Source organism: Hanstruepera marina (assembly GCF_019880635.1).
Classification (GTDB): Bacteria; Bacteroidota; Bacteroidia; order Flavobacteriales; family Flavobacteriaceae; genus Hanstruepera; species Hanstruepera marina.
This window is the reverse complement of sequence record NZ_JAINVX010000006.1, coordinates 95,156-111,896: the sequence shown is the minus strand read 5'-3', so window position 1 is coordinate 111,896 and position 16,741 is coordinate 95,156. Positions and strand designations below refer to the sequence as shown.

General features: G+C 32.5%; 17 protein-coding genes. 10 read left to right on the top strand and 7 right to left on the bottom strand.

The window, feature by feature from the left end:
* Nucleotides 1-79: 79 nt before the first annotated feature.
* Entirely contained in the window at nt 80-658 is a 579-nt protein-coding gene (locus K7G76_RS14785; RefSeq protein ID WP_223034987.1) for a DUF2892 domain-containing protein, read from the top strand.
* Nucleotides 659-663: 5 nt separating this feature from the next.
* Here K7G76_RS14785 and cls read toward each other — a convergent pair whose 3' ends face one another.
* The 3 genes from cls to K7G76_RS14770 are packed head-to-tail and all read right to left on the bottom strand — an operon-like array spanning nt 664 to nt 3,763.
* Nucleotides 664-2,118, bottom strand: a complete 1,455-nt coding sequence (gene cls, locus K7G76_RS14780; RefSeq protein ID WP_223034986.1) for a cardiolipin synthase — start codon at nt 2,116-2,118, stop codon at nt 664-666.
* Nucleotides 2,119-3,048 carry a lytic transglycosylase domain-containing protein gene (locus tag K7G76_RS14775; protein WP_223034985.1) on the bottom strand — a complete coding sequence of 310 codons (930 nt, stop codon included), beginning with the start codon at nt 3,046-3,048 and terminating at the stop codon, nt 2,119-2,121.
* 43 nt (nt 3,049-3,091) lie between these two features.
* Entirely contained in the window at nt 3,092-3,763 is a 672-nt protein-coding gene (locus K7G76_RS14770; RefSeq protein ID WP_223034984.1) for an alpha/beta hydrolase, read from the bottom strand.
* Between the two features lie 118 nt (nt 3,764-3,881).
* On the opposite strand from K7G76_RS14770, the gene K7G76_RS14765 reads away from it, so the two are divergent.
* The gene (locus K7G76_RS14765; RefSeq protein ID WP_223034983.1) at nt 3,882-4,178 is read left to right on the top strand and encodes an N-acetyltransferase; all 297 of its coding nucleotides are present in this window, start codon (nt 3,882-3,884) and stop codon (nt 4,176-4,178) included.
* Between the two features lie 2 nt (nt 4,179-4,180).
* Here K7G76_RS14765 and mtaB read toward each other — a convergent pair whose 3' ends face one another.
* Both mtaB and K7G76_RS14755 read right to left on the bottom strand, forming a co-directional pair.
* Nucleotides 4,181-5,506 (bottom strand): tRNA (N(6)-L-threonylcarbamoyladenosine(37)-C(2))-methylthiotransferase MtaB, encoded by a 1,326-nt coding sequence (mtaB, locus tag K7G76_RS14760; RefSeq protein WP_223034982.1) that lies wholly within the window; start codon nt 5,504-5,506, stop codon nt 4,181-4,183.
* 92 nt (nt 5,507-5,598) lie between these two features.
* Nucleotides 5,599-6,444, bottom strand: a complete 846-nt coding sequence (locus K7G76_RS14755; protein ID WP_223034981.1) for a T9SS type A sorting domain-containing protein — start codon at nt 6,442-6,444, stop codon at nt 5,599-5,601.
* Between the two features lie 56 nt (nt 6,445-6,500).
* Between K7G76_RS14755 and K7G76_RS14750 the strand changes: the two genes are divergently transcribed.
* Nucleotides 6,501-8,084, top strand: a complete 1,584-nt coding sequence (locus K7G76_RS14750; RefSeq protein WP_223034980.1) for an ABC transporter substrate-binding protein — start codon at nt 6,501-6,503, stop codon at nt 8,082-8,084.
* Here K7G76_RS14750 and K7G76_RS14745 read toward each other — a convergent pair.
* Both K7G76_RS14745 and K7G76_RS14740 read right to left on the bottom strand, forming a co-directional pair.
* Entirely contained in the window at nt 8,081-9,256 is a 1,176-nt protein-coding gene (locus K7G76_RS14745; protein WP_223034979.1) for a GlmU family protein, read from the bottom strand. The genes K7G76_RS14750 and K7G76_RS14745 overlap by 4 nt on opposite strands.
* Nucleotides 9,257-9,330: 74 nt before the next feature.
* Nucleotides 9,331-9,582 (bottom strand): type B 50S ribosomal protein L31, encoded by a 252-nt coding sequence (locus K7G76_RS14740; RefSeq protein ID WP_223034978.1) that lies wholly within the window; start codon nt 9,580-9,582, stop codon nt 9,331-9,333.
* A gap of 159 nt (nt 9,583-9,741) precedes the next feature.
* On the opposite strand from K7G76_RS14740, the gene K7G76_RS14735 reads away from it, so the two are divergent.
* From K7G76_RS14735 to K7G76_RS14705, 7 genes are all read left to right on the top strand, one after another.
* Nucleotides 9,742-10,269, top strand: coding sequence for a DUF4199 domain-containing protein (locus K7G76_RS14735; RefSeq protein WP_223034977.1), 528 nt, complete (start codon nt 9,742-9,744; stop codon nt 10,267-10,269).
* 40 nt (nt 10,270-10,309) lie between these two features.
* Nucleotides 10,310-11,257, top strand: a complete 948-nt coding sequence (locus K7G76_RS14730; RefSeq protein WP_223034976.1) for a glycosyltransferase family 2 protein — start codon at nt 10,310-10,312, stop codon at nt 11,255-11,257.
* Nucleotides 11,258-11,335: 78 nt separating this feature from the next.
* A complete protein-coding gene (locus K7G76_RS14725) occupies nt 11,336-13,066 on the top strand; it encodes a phospho-sugar mutase (RefSeq protein ID WP_223034975.1) in 1,731 nt (576 codons plus the stop codon).
* The gene (locus K7G76_RS14720) at nt 13,067-14,896 is read left to right on the top strand and encodes an ABC transporter ATP-binding protein (protein WP_223034974.1); all 1,830 of its coding nucleotides are present in this window, start codon (nt 13,067-13,069) and stop codon (nt 14,894-14,896) included.
* A 282-nt stretch (nt 14,897-15,178) separates the two neighbouring features.
* A complete protein-coding gene (locus K7G76_RS14715; RefSeq protein ID WP_223034973.1) occupies nt 15,179-15,724 on the top strand; it encodes an RNA polymerase sigma factor in 546 nt (181 codons plus the stop codon).
* A 36-nt stretch (nt 15,725-15,760) separates the two neighbouring features.
* Nucleotides 15,761-16,255, top strand: a complete 495-nt coding sequence (locus K7G76_RS14710; RefSeq protein ID WP_223034972.1) for a hypothetical protein — start codon at nt 15,761-15,763, stop codon at nt 16,253-16,255.
* Between the two features lie 12 nt (nt 16,256-16,267).
* Nucleotides 16,268-16,720 (top strand): sensor of ECF-type sigma factor, encoded by a 453-nt coding sequence (locus tag K7G76_RS14705; RefSeq protein WP_223034971.1) that lies wholly within the window; start codon nt 16,268-16,270, stop codon nt 16,718-16,720.
* Nucleotides 16,721-16,741: the final 21 nt, after the last annotated feature.

Sequence of the window (16,741 nt, the reverse complement as noted above, 5' to 3'; positions counted from 1 at the left end):
GTTTCTTTGCAGTCTAAATGAAGTGAAATTGAATACTTGCTGAAAATGTAGCAAGTTTATTATAAAATACCATTAAAACATGTACAATAAAGTTATCAAATTAATTATTGCTTTCGGGATTATTGCTTTTGCAATTTATCAATTTACAGAAGGAAATATTGGTAATGGCATTATGTATATTCTACTCTCTGGAATATTTATTTTCTTATACTTTAAAAACGAGTTTATATTATTAGCATTTTTAAGATTGCGTAAACAAGATTTTGAAGGCGCCAAAAAATGGTTGAGCAAAATTAAAAATCCGAGTTCTGCACTAGTAAAAAAGCAAGAAGGATACTATAATTACCTTCATGGTATTATGTTAAGCCAGGACAATATGAATGAAGCAGAAAAATATTTTAAAAATGCTGTTGCTTTAGGACTATCCATGGATCATGATTTAGCTATGGCTAAATTGAATTTAGCGGGAATAGCATTTTCAAAAAGACGCAAACAGGAGGCTCAATTATTATTGAAAGAAGCTGAAAAGCTTGACAAGAGAAATATGCTAGCTGATCAAATTAAGATGTTTAAGCAGCAAATGAAAAGAACTTCAATTCCAAAACAACATTACGGACAGCCAACTTCTGCAAGACAAAATAGACGCAGTAAACGTTAATAGTGCTATAGTAATGGTGACCAAAGTCGCGAATATGCTTCTTTTATCTTATTAACTGAAGGACGATTTTGCCAATCTTGCAATGTTAGTTCTTCGCTATCTTTTAAATCGTTTGAAAACTGTGATTTTAACTCTAAACTTGTTTTAGAATTATAGACCAAGGCATTTATTTCAAAATTAATATTGAAACTTCTATAATCAAGATTTGCTGTGCCAACGGTACAGAAAATGTCATCGACTACAATAGTTTTTGCATGAATAAATCCGTTAGTATATCTGTAGACTCTAACTTGGGCTTCAAGTAATTTTTCAATATACGAGTTAGTTGCATATTTGGCAGTCCAAGAATCTGACGCTTTAGGAATTAGCAATCTGACATCTACTCCACTTTTAGCAGCTACCTGAAGTGCCGTTATTATTTGATCGTTAGGGATAAAATAGGGAGTTGTTATATACACGTAATTATCAGCAGTATTAATGGCTACAAAAATAGCTTCCATAATATTAGCCCAATCAGAATCTGGTCCACTAGCAGCAACTTGAACAGCCAATTCTTGTTTAACCTGTGTATCTGGAAAAAAACTTTGAGTTATTTTTAAGTTCGAATTGGAAACAAAATCCCAAGTCATTAAAAAATGGAGTTGAAGTTGTTTAACAGCTTCTCCTTCAATTCGCATGTGGGTATCTCTCCAAAACGATTCACCGTTTTTATAGTTCACATAATTGTCAGAAACGTTTATTCCTCCTACATATCCTATATCTCCATCAATAACAACAATCTTTCTATGGTTTCTATAGTTCATTTTACCCGTAAATCCTGGAAACAATACAGGCATGAACGGATGAAATTCTACACCACTCTCTTTAAGCTTACGTTTTGACTTATTTGAAATTTTACTACCTACATCGTCAAAACTTAAGCGTACTGAAATACCTGATAGCGCCTTATCGCAAATGATATCTATTAATTCACTTCCAATGTTATCATCTTTAAAAATGTAATACTCTAAATGAATGTGATGTTTAGCTTTCTTTAAATCACTAAATAAAAACTCAAATTTTTCTTTACCGTTTAATAGTATTTTTACTTTATTGTGCTTCGTTACAGGTGTGTTTTCTGAATTAAAAAGCAACCTAACCAATCTAATTTTATCATCTAAAAAATCATCTAAACGCTTTAAATCTTTTTGATCGAGAATGAATTCATTGCTTATGCGTTTTACGACACTTTTATTTAAGATACTCTTTCTGTTAAATATTTTATTCTTTCTATACTCCTGTCCAAAAAAATAATACACCAATAGTCCAAGGAATGGAAACATAACCAAAACCAAAATATAGGTCAAGGTTTTTGTAGGGTTAATATTTTTAAATAGAATAACAACAATAGCTATTAGAGCTAAAAGATAGTTTAACCCTATTAAAATAGACCAGATGTGTTCTTTTAAAAAATCAACCATTTAAGGATTAGTTGAATAGTATCCTTCTTTTGGAATTTCAATATAATACTGTTTTCTAGACTTATTGTTTAAATGCGGTTCACGCAACCAAGGATTGTGAATTTTTAGAATTTTATAATTGATATCGAATTTTTTGGCAAAAGCTGCAAAGTCTGTAACTGCAGTATCTACCGGTACTTTATAAGTAGGAACTTCTGTATATAAGTCCTTTGTTCTAAAGTTAAAACCATATTTATTAGGATGTGACAAAATTTCCTTGAGCGCTACAATCCTAAACATATAGCGCCCTGTTTCTTCACCAAGAAGCAAATCGTAATAATTGGATACATTTTGGTCTTCCAAACGTCTGGAAATACCTGACATGCCTGCATTGTATGCCGCAGCCGCTAAAGTCCATGAGCCTAATCTATCTTTAGAATCTTTTAGGTACTGACAAGCTGCCTCCGTGGCCATTTCTAAATGATAACGCTCATCTACATTATCATTAACTTCTAACCCAAATTCCCTTCCGGTTTTGGGCATTATTTGCCATACCCCACGTGCTCCAGCTGGTGAGACTACATTTAACAAGCCACTTTCAATAACAGCGAGATATTTAAAATCATCTGGTATTCCATTTTTCTTTAAAATAGGTTCAATTACTGGAAAATATTTATGGGCTCTTTTAAACATCAGCAATCCATTAGACTGCCAGTATGTATTTACCAACAACTCTCTATCCATGCGTTCATAAATATCAGGATTGTCAAGAGGCAAAGGTTCTCCAGCAAAATTCAAATTGTCAGGAACTTGCAACGCATAAACATTGTAATCGTTTATTAATTTCTTTTCAAAATTTTCATCACTTGGTGCATCTTGTAATGCAAAAATAAAGATTCCGGCAAGTGCCATCAATCCAAATAAGGCCAATATGTTTTTTACAGTTTTCATTGAGGGGAATTTTCACTAAAGTTATGAAAAAAAACGCTATTCTTTATAGATGACCGTTTAAAATAAGTTTTGGTAAATTCTCATTAAACCATCTAAATTTATTGAGAATCATAATATGAGTACCGCCTTTAATTGTAATACAATTATTTATGTGACAATGTGGAAAGACCATATCTTTTTCGCCATGAATATGTATTACGTTTTCAGGTTCTTCCTCTTGGTCCCAACAAACCATCTCTTTAATGGCCCAATCTAAATAACGCTTATCGTTAACCGATAAATATGTTTTATAAAGCTCTAAACGTTTTTTTACGTTAGACCCAAAGGCATATTTTGCAAAAACGTCTATTTTACTTGCAACACTTGTAGGCGCCATAATATAAGCTTTAGTTTTTCGAGCAATTTTCATACGTTTTGGCAACTCATATTTAGAACACACGCTGGAAATAACTATTAATCGCGATGCTTTAACATGCTTACTTATCTCTTGAACAAGAACACCTCCAAATGAAACACCAACAAGCACAGGATTATCATGCTTGATATCTTCGGCTATTCGTAAAGCATAATCTTGTATTGATTCCTTTTGATTTGGTATTATCCACTCCAAAAAGTGCATTTCAAACTGACTTTCTGGTAGTTTAATATTTTCAAATATTTTTGGGCTTGCTGCCATTCCTGGCATAAAATACACATGTATTAATTCTTGATTCATAAGGCATTAAGGCAGCTAATTGTTTAAAATAACAATATTTTTTTGTACTTTTGCGTTACAAAACTATTGAAAAATAGTGGACACTCCTTATAATTCCATTGAATAAAAGTATATGATTATGATTGAAGCACATGAACTTATAGACAATGACTTCTTACGTCAGTTTGAATTGAAATTTGATGATTCACTTGCCAAGATTGAATATTCACTTCAAGAGCGTAAGATTTTCCTAACCAAGCTTATAATTCCCGAATCAGTCTATTCTGAAGAATTACAAAACGAATTTATTGTTGCTGTTTTAAAGCATATTGAAGACCGTAACTTAAGCGTAGTTCCTACTAGTCCTGAAATAGCAAAATTTATACGAAAAAACAGACAGTATAAGAGTATGCTTCCTGTTGGTGTTAGAATATAATTTTAAGCTACCAACTCTTTAATTAATTCTATTCTTACCAATCCGTCTTCATCTATTTCATGTAATTCAACTTCATGAATTGTATTTACGAGTTCTGGATTCCAAGGCGTTTTAACCTTTACGTAGTTTTCGGTAAAACCTAAAATGTATCCTTCTTTATTTTCACTTTCAAACAATACCGAACGTTTTTTACCAATTTGACTTTCATAAAAAGCACGGCGTTTTTTTACCGATAAACCTCTTAACATCTTACTGCGCTTTGTACGAATGTTTTTAGGAACTATATTGCTCATTTCGGCTGCTTCTGTATTTGGTCGTTCAGAATAGGTAAAAACATGTAAATAGGAAATGTCTAACTCATTTAAAAAATTGTAGGTTTCTAAAAAATCGTCGTCAGATTCACCTGGAAAGCCCACTATAACATCTACCCCAATACAAGCGTTGGGCATAACTTCTTTTATTTTATTTACCCGATCAACATACAACTTACTTAAATAACGACGCTTCATACGCTTTAAAACAGCATCACTTCCACTTTGCAATGGTACATGAAAGTGTGGGACAAAAGAATTTGAATTAGCTACAAGTTCTATAGTTTCGTTTTTAAGCAAATTAGGTTCTATTGAAGATATCCTTAAACGCTCAATACCTTCAACCTTATCCAATTCAGAAACTAAATCCAAAAATGTGTGCTCATGTTTTTTATTACCAAATTCACCTTTTCCGTAATCGCCAATATTAACACCAGTTAAAACGATTTCCTTGATATTTTGAGAAGCAATTTTTTTTGCGTTATTTACAACATTCTCTACTGTATCGCTACGCGAAATACCTCTAGCTAAAGGAATCGTACAGTATGTACATTTATAATCGCATCCGTCTTGTACTTTTAAAAAAGCCCTAGTTCTATCTCCAAATGAATAACTTCCTACATAAAAATCAGCTTCTTGAATTTCACAGGAGTGTACCTCTCCCATATCATTTTTAGAAAGATCGTTAAGGTAATCTGTAATTTTAAATTTTTCAGTAGCTCCTAAAACCAAATCTACACCGCTAACATCGGCAAGAGCCTGGGGCTTTAATTGCGCATAGCAACCAACAGCAGCTATAAATGCTTCTGGGTTACTATTTTGAGCCTGCTTTACAATACTTTTAAAACGCTTATCGGCATTTTCAGTAACCGAGCAGGTGTTAATCACGTAAATATCTGCGACTTCAGCAAAATCAACTCTATCAAAACCTTCATTAACAAATTTTCTGGCTATTGTTGATGTTTCTGAAAAGTTAAGTTTACAGCCTAATGTATAAAAAGCTACTTTTTTGCGCACGAGCTAAATAATTTTCAAAATGGATGCAAATTTACAAAAAAAGAGCACTTTAATGAAAAAGCGCTCTTTAAAAGTTTTAAATACAACGTGTTCTATTCCTTTACAATTCTTCTAGAAACAACACCATTATCTGTTTTTATTCTTAAAATATAAATTCCTGTTTTCAATTGGGAAACATCAAGCGTTTCTAAATTTTCCTTTCTTAAAACCTGTTTTCCCGTAATGTCATACAGTTCCGAAACAAAGTTTAAGCTGTTATTTGGAATTTCAATATTAATATAATCTGCCGCAGGATTTGGAGTAACAGAAATTTGGCTCATTTCAAACTCGTCAACACTTAAAAGATTACCAACCACATTCATAACATATTGATTGTCTGCAAAACCAACAATAGTAGTAGTAGTCGGCACATTAATATTACATGAAGCCGACATTAAGTAACTATCGTCATTTTCTCCCGCAGCATTAATACCAGGAAAAAAAGTTTCACCTGCATTTGTTCCACTATCTCCTGCTAAAACCTCAAAAGCAATTGTTGAATTTGCAGGTATACTAGCTGAAAGTGCAACACTAACCAATGTTAAATCATCAGCAGCTGCCGATGTATGCGAAGCCGTGCCAACTAAAGTAAGTGTAGCTGTGGTTAAATCATCTGAAGTCGCCGTATAGATGTTAAGTGTTATTTCTTTTCCATCATCAGCTGCACCTTGCCCATATTCTACTGACGTAATATCAAAAGCATCGGTAATACCAAAATCGGTTAAATTATATGCTCTCATAAATGAGTTTTCACGATATTCACCATTACCATTATTCCAACAAGCCACCCCTCCATCGGTCACATTGACTGGATCTACAGATTGCGATAATGTAACTTGGGCGTTTGTCATACCAATAGTTAAAAGAGTAAATAGAAATAAGATGTAATTTTTTTTCATACATTTAAATTTTTAGATTAATAACCACTTAAATATATGCTTTTTTAAGCAATAAAATGAAATATCAATTCATAATTTTCTTACTTTTTATTGGATGTACATCAAAAAAAGAAGATTCTCTTAAAGTTTTTAAATACAACGAACATAAAAATATTAGCTCTTTGGATCCTGCTTTCTCAAAAGATTTGGCGGATATATGGGCAACTAACCAACTTTTTAACGGCTTGGTTCAAGTAAATAATGAGCTTCAGGTATTACCTTGTATAGCTAAAGATTGGGATATTTCAGACAATGCTCTTTCTTATACATTTTACTTAAGAAATGATGTTTATTTTCACAAGCACATAATATTTGGTAAGGATTCAACGCGTACTGTTAATGCACAAGATTTTGTTTATAGTTTCAACAGAATAAAAGATCCTAATTTAGCCTCGCCTGGTAGTTGGGTACTAAATAAAGTTAAAGAGTTTAAAGCTGTTAACGATTCTACTTTTCAAATTCAGTTAAAACAGCCCTTTCCTGCTTTTTTAGGCTTATTGACCATGAAATATTGTTCAGTTGTTCCCAAAGAAGTGGTTGAGTATTACGGGAATGAATTCAGATCTAACCCTATTGGCACAGGACCATTTCAATTTAAACGCTGGGAAGAAAATTTAAAGTTGGTTTTTAGAAAAAACACGTCATACTTCGAAAAAGACGAAAACGGAAATAATCTGCCCTATTTAGAAGCTGTGGCTATAACTTTTTTACCTGATAAACAAAGTGAGTTTCTACAATTTGCTCAAGGAAACATAGACTATGTTTCTGGCTTAGACGCCTCATATAAAGATGAATTACTGACAGCAAAAGGCGAATTACGACATACTTACAGTAAGGATGTTAACATGATTAGAGGCCCTTACTTAAATACTGAATATTTAGGTTTCTTTATGGAATCTGATATTACCGAAGTACAATCAGAACTCATACGCGAAGCCATAAATATTGGTTTTGACAGAAAAAATATGATGTTGTATTTGCGAAACGGCATTGGAATACCTGCATCTGGCGGTTTTATTCCAAAAGGTTTACCGGGTTATAACCCTAATATAGGTTTTACATATAATCCAGAAAAAGCAAAGGAGTTAGTCAATAATTTCAAAACAGAAACTGGAATAGCATCCCCTGAAATTAGCATAACCACAACCAGTAACTACTTGAGTTTTTGCGAATACATTCAGCGTGAATTACAAAAAACAGGTTTACAAGTTAATGTTGATGTCATTCCAGCTTCAAGCTTAAAAGATGCCAAAGCCAATGGTAAACTGGATTTATTTAGAGCCAGTTGGGTTGCAGATTATCCTGACGCTGAAAACTACTTATCATTGTTTTACAGTAAAAACTTTGCTCCTAACGGACCGAATTACACCCATTATACGAATGAAACTTTTGATAGATGGTACGAACAAGCATTTACGGAAACTAATACCATAAACAGGGAAGCTTTATACAGTCAAATGGACAGCTTAGTAATGGGAAAAGCACCAATTGTTCCTTTGTTTTATGATGAAGTAGTTCGATTTACCAGAAAATCCGTAAGTGGTTTGGGTATTAATCCTATCAACCTATTGGAGCTAAAACGTGTAGAGAAAAGTAACTAATCGCGTCTATACTTTTTAGTTTCCTCGAACACATGCTCTAAAATGGCAGCATCCTGCTCTGTAAATTCAATATTTCTTCTAGCCATAACAACTTTAGCTACTTCAAAAGCTTTTTTTGTTAAATATGTAGTAAAGCCGTTACTACCGCCCCAAGAAAAACTTGGCACAAAATTTCTTGGAAAACCACTGCCAAAAATATTAGTGCTTACGCCTACTACTGTTCCAGTATTAAACATGGTGTTAATACCGCACTTGCTATGATCACCCATCATAAGTCCACAGAATTGCAAACCTGTTTTGGCAAAATTTTCAGTTTCGTAATTCCACAATCTAACATGAGCATAGTTATTTTTCAAATTAGAATTATTGGTATCTGCACCTAAATTACACCATTCTCCTAATACAGAATTACCTAAATAACCATCGTGCCCTTTGTTTGAATATCCAAAAAGAACTGAATTTGTAACCTCACCTCCTACTTTACTAAATGGTCCAACCGTTGTTGGCCCATAAATTTTAGCACCCATTTTAACAGTTGCATGATCGCATAATGCAAAAGGTCCACGAATAAAACTGCCTTCCATAATTTCAGAATCCTTACCAATATAAATTGGTCCATTGGTAGCATTAAGAGTTACAAACTCTAATGAAGCACCTTGCTCAATAAAAATATGTTCAGCCCTAATTGTATTAACAGATTTAGGAATTACTGCCGACTGCCTTCCTTTAGTTAAAAGCTCAAAATCCTCAACAATAGCCTCTCCATTTTTAGTGAAAATATCCCAAGTATTTTCTATTTTCAGAATTTCATCATGGTATTCAATGGCTTCATAGCTTTCAAAATTCACATCTTCTTGTGTGTCTTTAGTGAAAAACGCTATGACATCTTCTTCTTTAAAAATAGCTTGATTTTCACCAAGGCCTTTAATCATTTCAGCTAATTCTTGATTGGGCAAATACGATGCATTTATTAGAACATTTTCAGATAACTCTACCATAGGATACTTATCCGATAAGTATTCTTCAGTAATGGTGGTTGTGGTATACTCTAAATAACGCTCCCATTTTTCACGTATGGTCAAAATTCCAACACGTATATCCGCTACAGGCCTGGTAAAAGTAAACGGCAATAGATTGTTACGCGAAGGCCCATCAAAAAGTATATAGTTCATAGTTATGCTTTTGGTAAAAATAAAAAAAGCCTTTCAATAGTTGAAAGGCTTTTAAAATATATTTGAAACTAAATTTACTTTTTAAATTTAGCGTACTTCGTTTTAAACTTATCAATACGTCCAGCAGTATCTACTAATTTAGATTTACCAGTATAATATGGATGAGATGTTCTAGAGATTTCCATTTTTACCAATGGGTATTCAACACCATCAACTTCAATAGTCTCACTAGTATTTGCAGTAGATTTAGTTAAAAAAACGTCGTCGTTAGACATGTCTTTAAATGCAACTACTCTATAATTTTCTGGATGTATATCTTTTTTCATCACTAAATGCTTTAATGTCATTACTTTTTTCGAGGTGCAAATTTAAGTAATTTTAATAAACTTACAATACTTTTTTGTTTTTTTTATTATTTACAAATTTCTGTAACGTTTTGGTATATTTGTTTACTAACCCATTGTAATTAACTAAAACCAAAAATAATGGAAAAATCTTTAAAATCTATGTCAATTAATAACGGTCTAATTCTTGGACTATTGTTATCTGTAATTTCTGTTCTTGTTTATGCCGTAAACCTTGATTTATTCACAAAATGGTGGTTAGGTATTATTCTGTTTTTAATAGCAGTAGGTTTAGGCGCCTATTCTGCTGTGAAATTCAAGCAGCAACAAGGTTTTTTATCTTTTAAAGAAGCATTTACCGCCTATTTCATAACTATAGCAATTGGAACCTTAATAGCTACAGTAGTTGGCATTATTATATTCACATTCGTCGATCCTGATGCTGCGCAGTATTTAAACGAGCAAATTTTAATTTTAACCAAAGAAACCCTAGAGAATTTTGGAGCTCCCAAAGAAGCTATACAAGAGGCTATGGTTGAAGCGGAGAAAAAAGATAATTTTTCCATCGGTGCACAAGCCCAAGCATATGTTGTACGACTTGTTATATACAGTATAATTGGATTGATTGTTGCTTTAATTGTTAAGAAAAATAATCCTGACGAAGAATAATTTCTGTACATTTGATTTTGAAATTTAGAAATCATTTTTAATGAATATATCAGTAGTCATACCACTACTTAACGAAAAAGAGTCTTTACAAGAATTACATGATTGGATTGTAAATGTTATGCAATCCAATCATTTTTCTTATGAGATAATCTTTATTGACGATGGTAGCACTGATGGTTCTTGGGAAACCATAAATCAACTTTCGCAAAAAAACAATCATATAAAAGGTATTCGCTTTTTAAAAAACTTTGGCAAATCACAGGCCTTACATGCAGGTTTTGAAAAAGCTCAAGGTGAAGTGATTATTACAATGGATGCCGATTTACAAGATAATCCCGAAGAAATACCAGAATTATACGATATGATAATTAATGATAACTATGATATGGTTTCTGGATGGAAGAAAAAACGGTATGATTCTGTATTGTCTAAAAACATACCCTCTAAATTATTTAATTGGGCTGCCAGAAAAACGTCTGGAGTAAAACTCAATGATTTTAATTGTGGTCTAAAAGCCTACAACATTAATGTGGTAAAAAACATTGATGTTAATGGTGAAATGCACCGTTATATTCCGGTATTGGCTAAAAATGCTGGCTTCAGCAATATTGGAGAAAAGGTAGTTAAGCATCAAGCCAGAAAGTATGGTGAAACTAAATTTGGTATGGATCGATTTATTAACGGATTTCTCGATTTAATTACCATTTGGTTTTTATCACGTTTTGGTAGAAGACCAATGCATTTATTTGGTGCCTTGGGAGTAGTCATGTTAACAATTGGGTTTGCTTTTGCTCTGTATTTAGGCATTGACAAAGTGTTTTTTAATCCTACTGGACGACTAATTACACAACGTCCTCAATTTTATATAGCCTTAACGACCATGATCATTGGAACACAGTTTTTTGTTGCTGGATTTCTTGGTGAAATTATACTTCGTAGTAAACAGGACAAGAAACGCTATTTAATTAAAGAAAAAATCAATTTGTAATACTTGATTTTAAATTAACTCGCATTTCACTAACTCATTATTTTCTATTGCGTATTTTTGTACGCTATAAACAGTAATATGATACATATTGAACCAAAATTATTAGAACGTGTTAACACCTGGTTGACACCTGCTTTTGATAAGGACACTCAAGATTATATAAAAAATCTAATTGCTACCAACCCCAAAGAACTTGAAGAAGCCTTCTATAAAGATTTAGAGTTTGGAACAGGTGGCATGCGTGGTGTAATGGGAATTGGCACCAACAGAATAAACAAATATACTTTAGGAAAAAACACACAAGGTTTAAGTAACTACCTTAAACAATCGTTCCCAAAGGAAACCCTTAAAGTAGCCATTGCGTTTGATTGTCGACATAACAGCAAATCACTAGCTAAAATTGTTGCTAACGTGTTTTCAGCAAATAATATTGAAGTGTTCTTGTTTGAAGATTTACGCCCTACTCCAGAATTATCATTTGCGTTAAAATACTTAAATTGTCATTGTGGCATTGTACTAACAGCATCTCACAATCCTCCAGAATATAACGGCTATAAGGTTTACTGGCAAGATGGCGGGCAATTGGTACCACCACAAGATGCTGAAATTATTTCTGAAATAAATAGTTTAAACTATTCAGATATAAAATTTAATCCAAACGAATCTCTTATCAACATTATAGGTTCAGAAATCGATCAAGTTTTTATTGAATCGTCTGTGGAAAATGGAAGTTTTAACACCTCACAAGCAGCTAAAGATGATTTAAACATTGTATTTACTTCATTGCATGGAACCTCTATAACTACCATTCCAGAAACCCTAAAACAAGCAGGTTACAATAAGGTTCATATTGTTGAAGAACAAGCCGAACCAAATGGCGATTTCCCAACAGTTAAGTCGCCAAACCCTGAAGAGCCAGAAGCCTTAAAAATGGCTTTAAATTTGGCAGAAAAAGTTAATGGCGATATTGTAATTGGTACTGACCCTGATAGTGACCGTGTTGGAATTGCTGTTCGCGATTTAGACCATAACATGATTTTACTTAACGGTAATCAAACCATGGTCGTTATGACAGCTTTTTTACTGAAACAATGGCAGAAAAACAACAAAATAAAGGGTAAGGAGTTTATTGGCTCGACTATTGTGTCCACTCCTATGATGCTAGAATTGGCAAAAGCTTACAATGTTGAATGTAAAATTGGGCTAACTGGTTTTAAATGGATAGCCAAAATGATTAAAGATTTTCCAAATCTTGATTTTATTGGTGGTGGAGAAGAAAGCTTCGGGTTTATGGTAGGCGATTTTGTACGCGATAAGGATGCTGTAACATCTACACTTTTAGCTTGCGAAATTGCAGCACAGGCAAAAGCTGAAGGATATTCGTTTTATGAATCCTTAATTGATTTATATATCAAACACGGTTTTTATAAAGAACGCTTAATATCCATGACCAAAAAAGGGATTGAAGGTGCTAACGCAATTAAGAAAATGATGATTGATGCACGTAACAACCCGTTAACACAAGTAAACGGCTCAAAAGTTGTAAGTATTGAAGATTATCAACTATCAAAAGCAAAAAACATGCTAACAGGAGAAACCCAAGATATTGATATTCCAAAATCCAATGTGCTAATCTATTACACTGAAGATGGTAGTAAGATTGCTTTAAGACCTAGCGGAACGGAACCAAAAATTAAATTCTATATTAGTGTCAATCAAGAATTAAGTTCTAGAGCAGAATTTGAATCTACCAACAAAATGTTAGAAACAAGAATTGATGCTATTGTAAAGGATTTACAACTTAACTAAATGAAAAAAATAATTCATCAGTTATTACCTTTTATTAAGAAATTTAAATCGCATGTCATTTTAAATGTCTTATTCAATTTACTATATGCCTTATTCAGTTCTTTAGCATTTGTGTCTTTAATACCTATGCTAAATGTTTTGTTTGACAAAACAACAATAGTAAGAAAAGCGCCTGTTTGGACAGGTATTGGAGACATTAAAGATTATGGCGAAAATTTGCTTAATTATAAAGTTAGTGGGTATTTACAAGATGGAAATGCACAAATGGCTTTAGTTATTGTTATAGCCATAGTAATTTCAACCTTTATTCTAAAAAATCTGTTTGGATATTTAGCCATGCAGCATGTTATGTTTTTAAAGAATGGTGTTTTAACCGCTTTAAGAAAAGACATGTATAACAAAATAATCCAACTTCCTTTAGGTTTTTACTCCAAAAGGCAAAAAGGTGATGTTATGGCAAGAATTCTTGGCGATATTAATGAAATGCAAAATTCATTCTTTATCATTCTAGAACTTATTGTTAGAGAACCTTTAACTATCATCTTTTCATTAATTCTCATGTTTACAATTAGCTGGGAATTATCGTTGTTTGTATTATGCTTTATTCCAATAGCAGGTTTTATGATTTCAAGAATTGGAAAAAGCCTCAAGAGTAAATCATTACGTGCCCAACAAGAATCTGGAAAGCTAATTTCTATTGTTGAAGAATCGTTAACAGGGCTGAAAATTGTAAAGAGCTATAATGCTGAATCTATTTTTACAAATAAGTTTACAAATTCCGCAGACAAAATTTTAAACCTTTCAAATAAAATTGGCTTAAAAAACAATCTTGCCGGACCTGTAAGTGAAGTTTTAGGTATTGCAACCATAGCTGTTTTATTATGGTATGGTGGTAAATTGGTATTAATAGATAAAGTAATTGAAGGCACAACCTTTATTGCGTTTATGGGACTTGCTTATGCTATTCTAACACCAGCAAAAGCAATAAGTAAAGCATCATATAAAGTAAAAAATGGCATGGCAGCAGCCGACCGTGTTTTTGAAATTTTACACGAAGAAAATAGCATGCCTGATCTCCCTAATGCAAAGGAACTTGGCGATTTTAAAGATAGAATCTCTGTTGAAAATATTTCATTTAAATATGAAGACGAATTCGTTCTTAAAAACTTTTCAATTCAAGTGCCAAAAGGAAAAACCGTTGCGCTTGTTGGCCAATCTGGAAGTGGAAAAAGTACCATAGCCAATTTGGTAACGCGTTTTTACGATGTGAACAAAGGAAGCATCAAAATAGATGGCATAGACATTAAAAATGTTACTAAAAAATCATTACGCGAACACATGGGGCTAGTTACTCAAGACTCCATTTTGTTTAACGATTCCATAAAAAACAACATTTTAATCGGTAAGCCCAATGCCACTGATGAGGAAATTATTGATGCTTTAAAAATTGCCAATGCTTGGGAGTTTGTTCAAAAACTACCTGAAGGTATTGATACCAATGTTGGTGATGCTGGAAATAATTTTTCTGGAGGTCAAAAACAACGTTTAAGCATTGCCAGAGCGGTGCTTAAAAACCCTCCAATAATGATTTTAGATGAAGCAACTTCAGCACTAGATACAGAAAGCGAACGACTTGTTCAATTAGCATTAGAAAATATGATGAAAAACAGAACATCTATTGTTATTGCCCATAGATTATCTACAATTCAAAATGCAGACGAGATAATTGTTATGCAACATGGTGAGATTGTTGAACAAGGAACACATTCAGACCTTTTAGCAAAAAATGGCATGTACAAAAGACTAGTGGAAATGCAGAGTTTCGATTAAAACTTCAACACAATATTTAAATTAAAAAAGAGCAAAAAATAAATTTTGCTCTTTTTTTGTTCTTGTTAGACTTGGGGACGACTAACAAACATAAGTTGGTTAGGAGTTGTAAACATATACTAAAAAAATGAAAAGACCAAGAAAAAAATGCATTTTATCGTGTTTTTATGCCTTTAATCGATTATTTGAAATATAATATTTTGTTTTTCAGACTGTTATGTAAATAATAAAAAAGACATTAAACTTTATTACATTTAAATGGTCTAACTATAAAATATCTTTGTGAGCCAAGAAGCTGCTTTATTAGAAAATCTAAAAACCGAACGCACCAAACATGTGGCGTTCAACGAGCTTGTATCGCTTTACAAAGAACGGTTGTATTGGCATATTCGTCACATTGTAAAATCGCATGACGATGCTGACGATGTCCTTCAAAACACATTTATTAAAGTTTATAAAAATATTGAAGGCTTTAAAGGGGATAGCAAGCTATACTCGTGGCTATATCGCATTGCAACAAATGAAGCTATAACCTTTATTAATAAACGTGCGAGAGAAATGAAAATTTCAAATGAAGATTTACAACAAAACAATATTCAGAACCTAAAGTCAGATGTATACTTTGAAGGCAATGACATTCAATTAAAATTACAAGAAGCCATTGCCACATTGCCAGAAAAACAGCAATTAGTATTTAACATGAAGTATTTTCAAGATTTAAAATACATGGACATGGCCGAAATATTAGAAACTAGTGAAGGTGCCCTAAAAGCATCATACCATATAGCCGTTAAAAAAATTGAAGCGTATTTAACCGAAGATAATTAAACCTTTATTAAATTTTAGAGTCTTATTAAGTAGACCATGACAAAAAACAATTTACATAACGTCAAAACATCGGGTTTTAAAACTCCTGATAATTACTTCAATCAGTTTGAAGACAATCTTCATTTAGAATTACAATTAAAAGAAAAGGTTTCTGATTCTGGATTTAAAGCACCTGAAGGATATTTAAATACATTTAAAGTTGATCTAACACCTATCGAATCAGAAACTAAAGTCATTTCATTATTCAACAAAAAAACAATCCTTTACGTAGCAAGCATAGCTGCTGTATTTTTGATGTTATTAATTATTCCAACCTCAAAAAACAATATCAACTTTGCTTCTCTTGATAGTGAAACGTTAGAAAATTATTTATTAACTTCAGACTTTGAATCCGCAGAATTAAGTAATTTAATTACCAATACTAGTACTTTTGAAAACCATATTCTAGAAGAAACTTTAAGCGATGTTAACCTTGAAGACTATCTATACAACAATACTGAATTAGAAGATTTAGATTTTGATCTTGAATAAAATAGCAACAAAATGAAAAATACCCTAATATTATTTATCTGTTTATTGTTTTATACCATTTCTTTTTCTCAAGATAGAATGGACAGAAACGAGAAAATTAAAGCTTTAAAAACTGCCTATATAACAGAGAAATTAAACTTATCAAAAACAGAAGCCGAAAAATTCTGGCCTATTTATAATGCTTTTGAAGAACGTATGAACAAGATGCGTGAAGAGATGTACAGAGATCGCAAATCTATTGACATTGACAACATGACTGAAGCTCAAGCCAATACACTATTGCAAAAGTTTAAGAATTCGAATACCGAGCGAAATGATTTGTACAACAATTATATTTCAGATTTACAAAACGTCATATCGTCAAAAAAAATAGTTCTCCTAAAGAAAGTGGAAGACGACTTTAAACGCAAAATGTTTGAAGAATTTAAAAAACGTCGTCATCAAAAAGGAGATGATAAACCATAAAAAAAGAGAAGCCTTTGCTTC

What these genes read in the sequence shown, in the direction of transcription:
- K7G76_RS14785 (WP_223034987.1), top strand. Translation starts at nt 80, where the DNA reads ATGTACAATAAAGTTATCAAATTAATTATTGCTTTCGGGATTATTGCT.
- cls (WP_223034986.1), bottom strand. Translation starts at nt 2,118, where the DNA reads ATGGTTGATTTTTTAAAAGAACACATCTGGTCTATTTTAATAGGGTTA.
- K7G76_RS14775 (WP_223034985.1), bottom strand. Translation starts at nt 3,048, where the DNA reads ATGAAAACTGTAAAAAACATATTGGCCTTATTTGGATTGATGGCACTT.
- K7G76_RS14770 (WP_223034984.1), bottom strand. Translation starts at nt 3,763, where the DNA reads ATGAATCAAGAATTAATACATGTGTATTTTATGCCAGGAATGGCAGCA.
- K7G76_RS14765 (WP_223034983.1), top strand. Translation starts at nt 3,882, where the DNA reads ATGATTGAAGCACATGAACTTATAGACAATGACTTCTTACGTCAGTTT.
- K7G76_RS14755 (WP_223034981.1), bottom strand. Translation starts at nt 6,444, where the DNA reads ATGAAAAAAAATTACATCTTATTTCTATTTACTCTTTTAACTATTGGT.
- K7G76_RS14750 (WP_223034980.1), top strand. Translation starts at nt 6,501, where the DNA reads ATGAAATATCAATTCATAATTTTCTTACTTTTTATTGGATGTACATCA.
- K7G76_RS14745 (WP_223034979.1), bottom strand. Translation starts at nt 9,256, where the DNA reads ATGAACTATATACTTTTTGATGGGCCTTCGCGTAACAATCTATTGCCG.
- K7G76_RS14740 (WP_223034978.1), bottom strand. Translation starts at nt 9,582, where the DNA reads ATGAAAAAAGATATACATCCAGAAAATTATAGAGTAGTTGCATTTAAA.
- K7G76_RS14735 (WP_223034977.1), top strand. Translation starts at nt 9,742, where the DNA reads ATGGAAAAATCTTTAAAATCTATGTCAATTAATAACGGTCTAATTCTT.
- K7G76_RS14730 (WP_223034976.1), top strand. Translation starts at nt 10,310, where the DNA reads ATGAATATATCAGTAGTCATACCACTACTTAACGAAAAAGAGTCTTTA.
- K7G76_RS14725 (WP_223034975.1), top strand. Translation starts at nt 11,336, where the DNA reads ATGATACATATTGAACCAAAATTATTAGAACGTGTTAACACCTGGTTG.
- K7G76_RS14720 (WP_223034974.1), top strand. Translation starts at nt 13,067, where the DNA reads ATGAAAAAAATAATTCATCAGTTATTACCTTTTATTAAGAAATTTAAA.
- K7G76_RS14710 (WP_223034972.1), top strand. Translation starts at nt 15,761, where the DNA reads ATGACAAAAAACAATTTACATAACGTCAAAACATCGGGTTTTAAAACT.
- K7G76_RS14705 (WP_223034971.1), top strand. Translation starts at nt 16,268, where the DNA reads ATGAAAAATACCCTAATATTATTTATCTGTTTATTGTTTTATACCATT.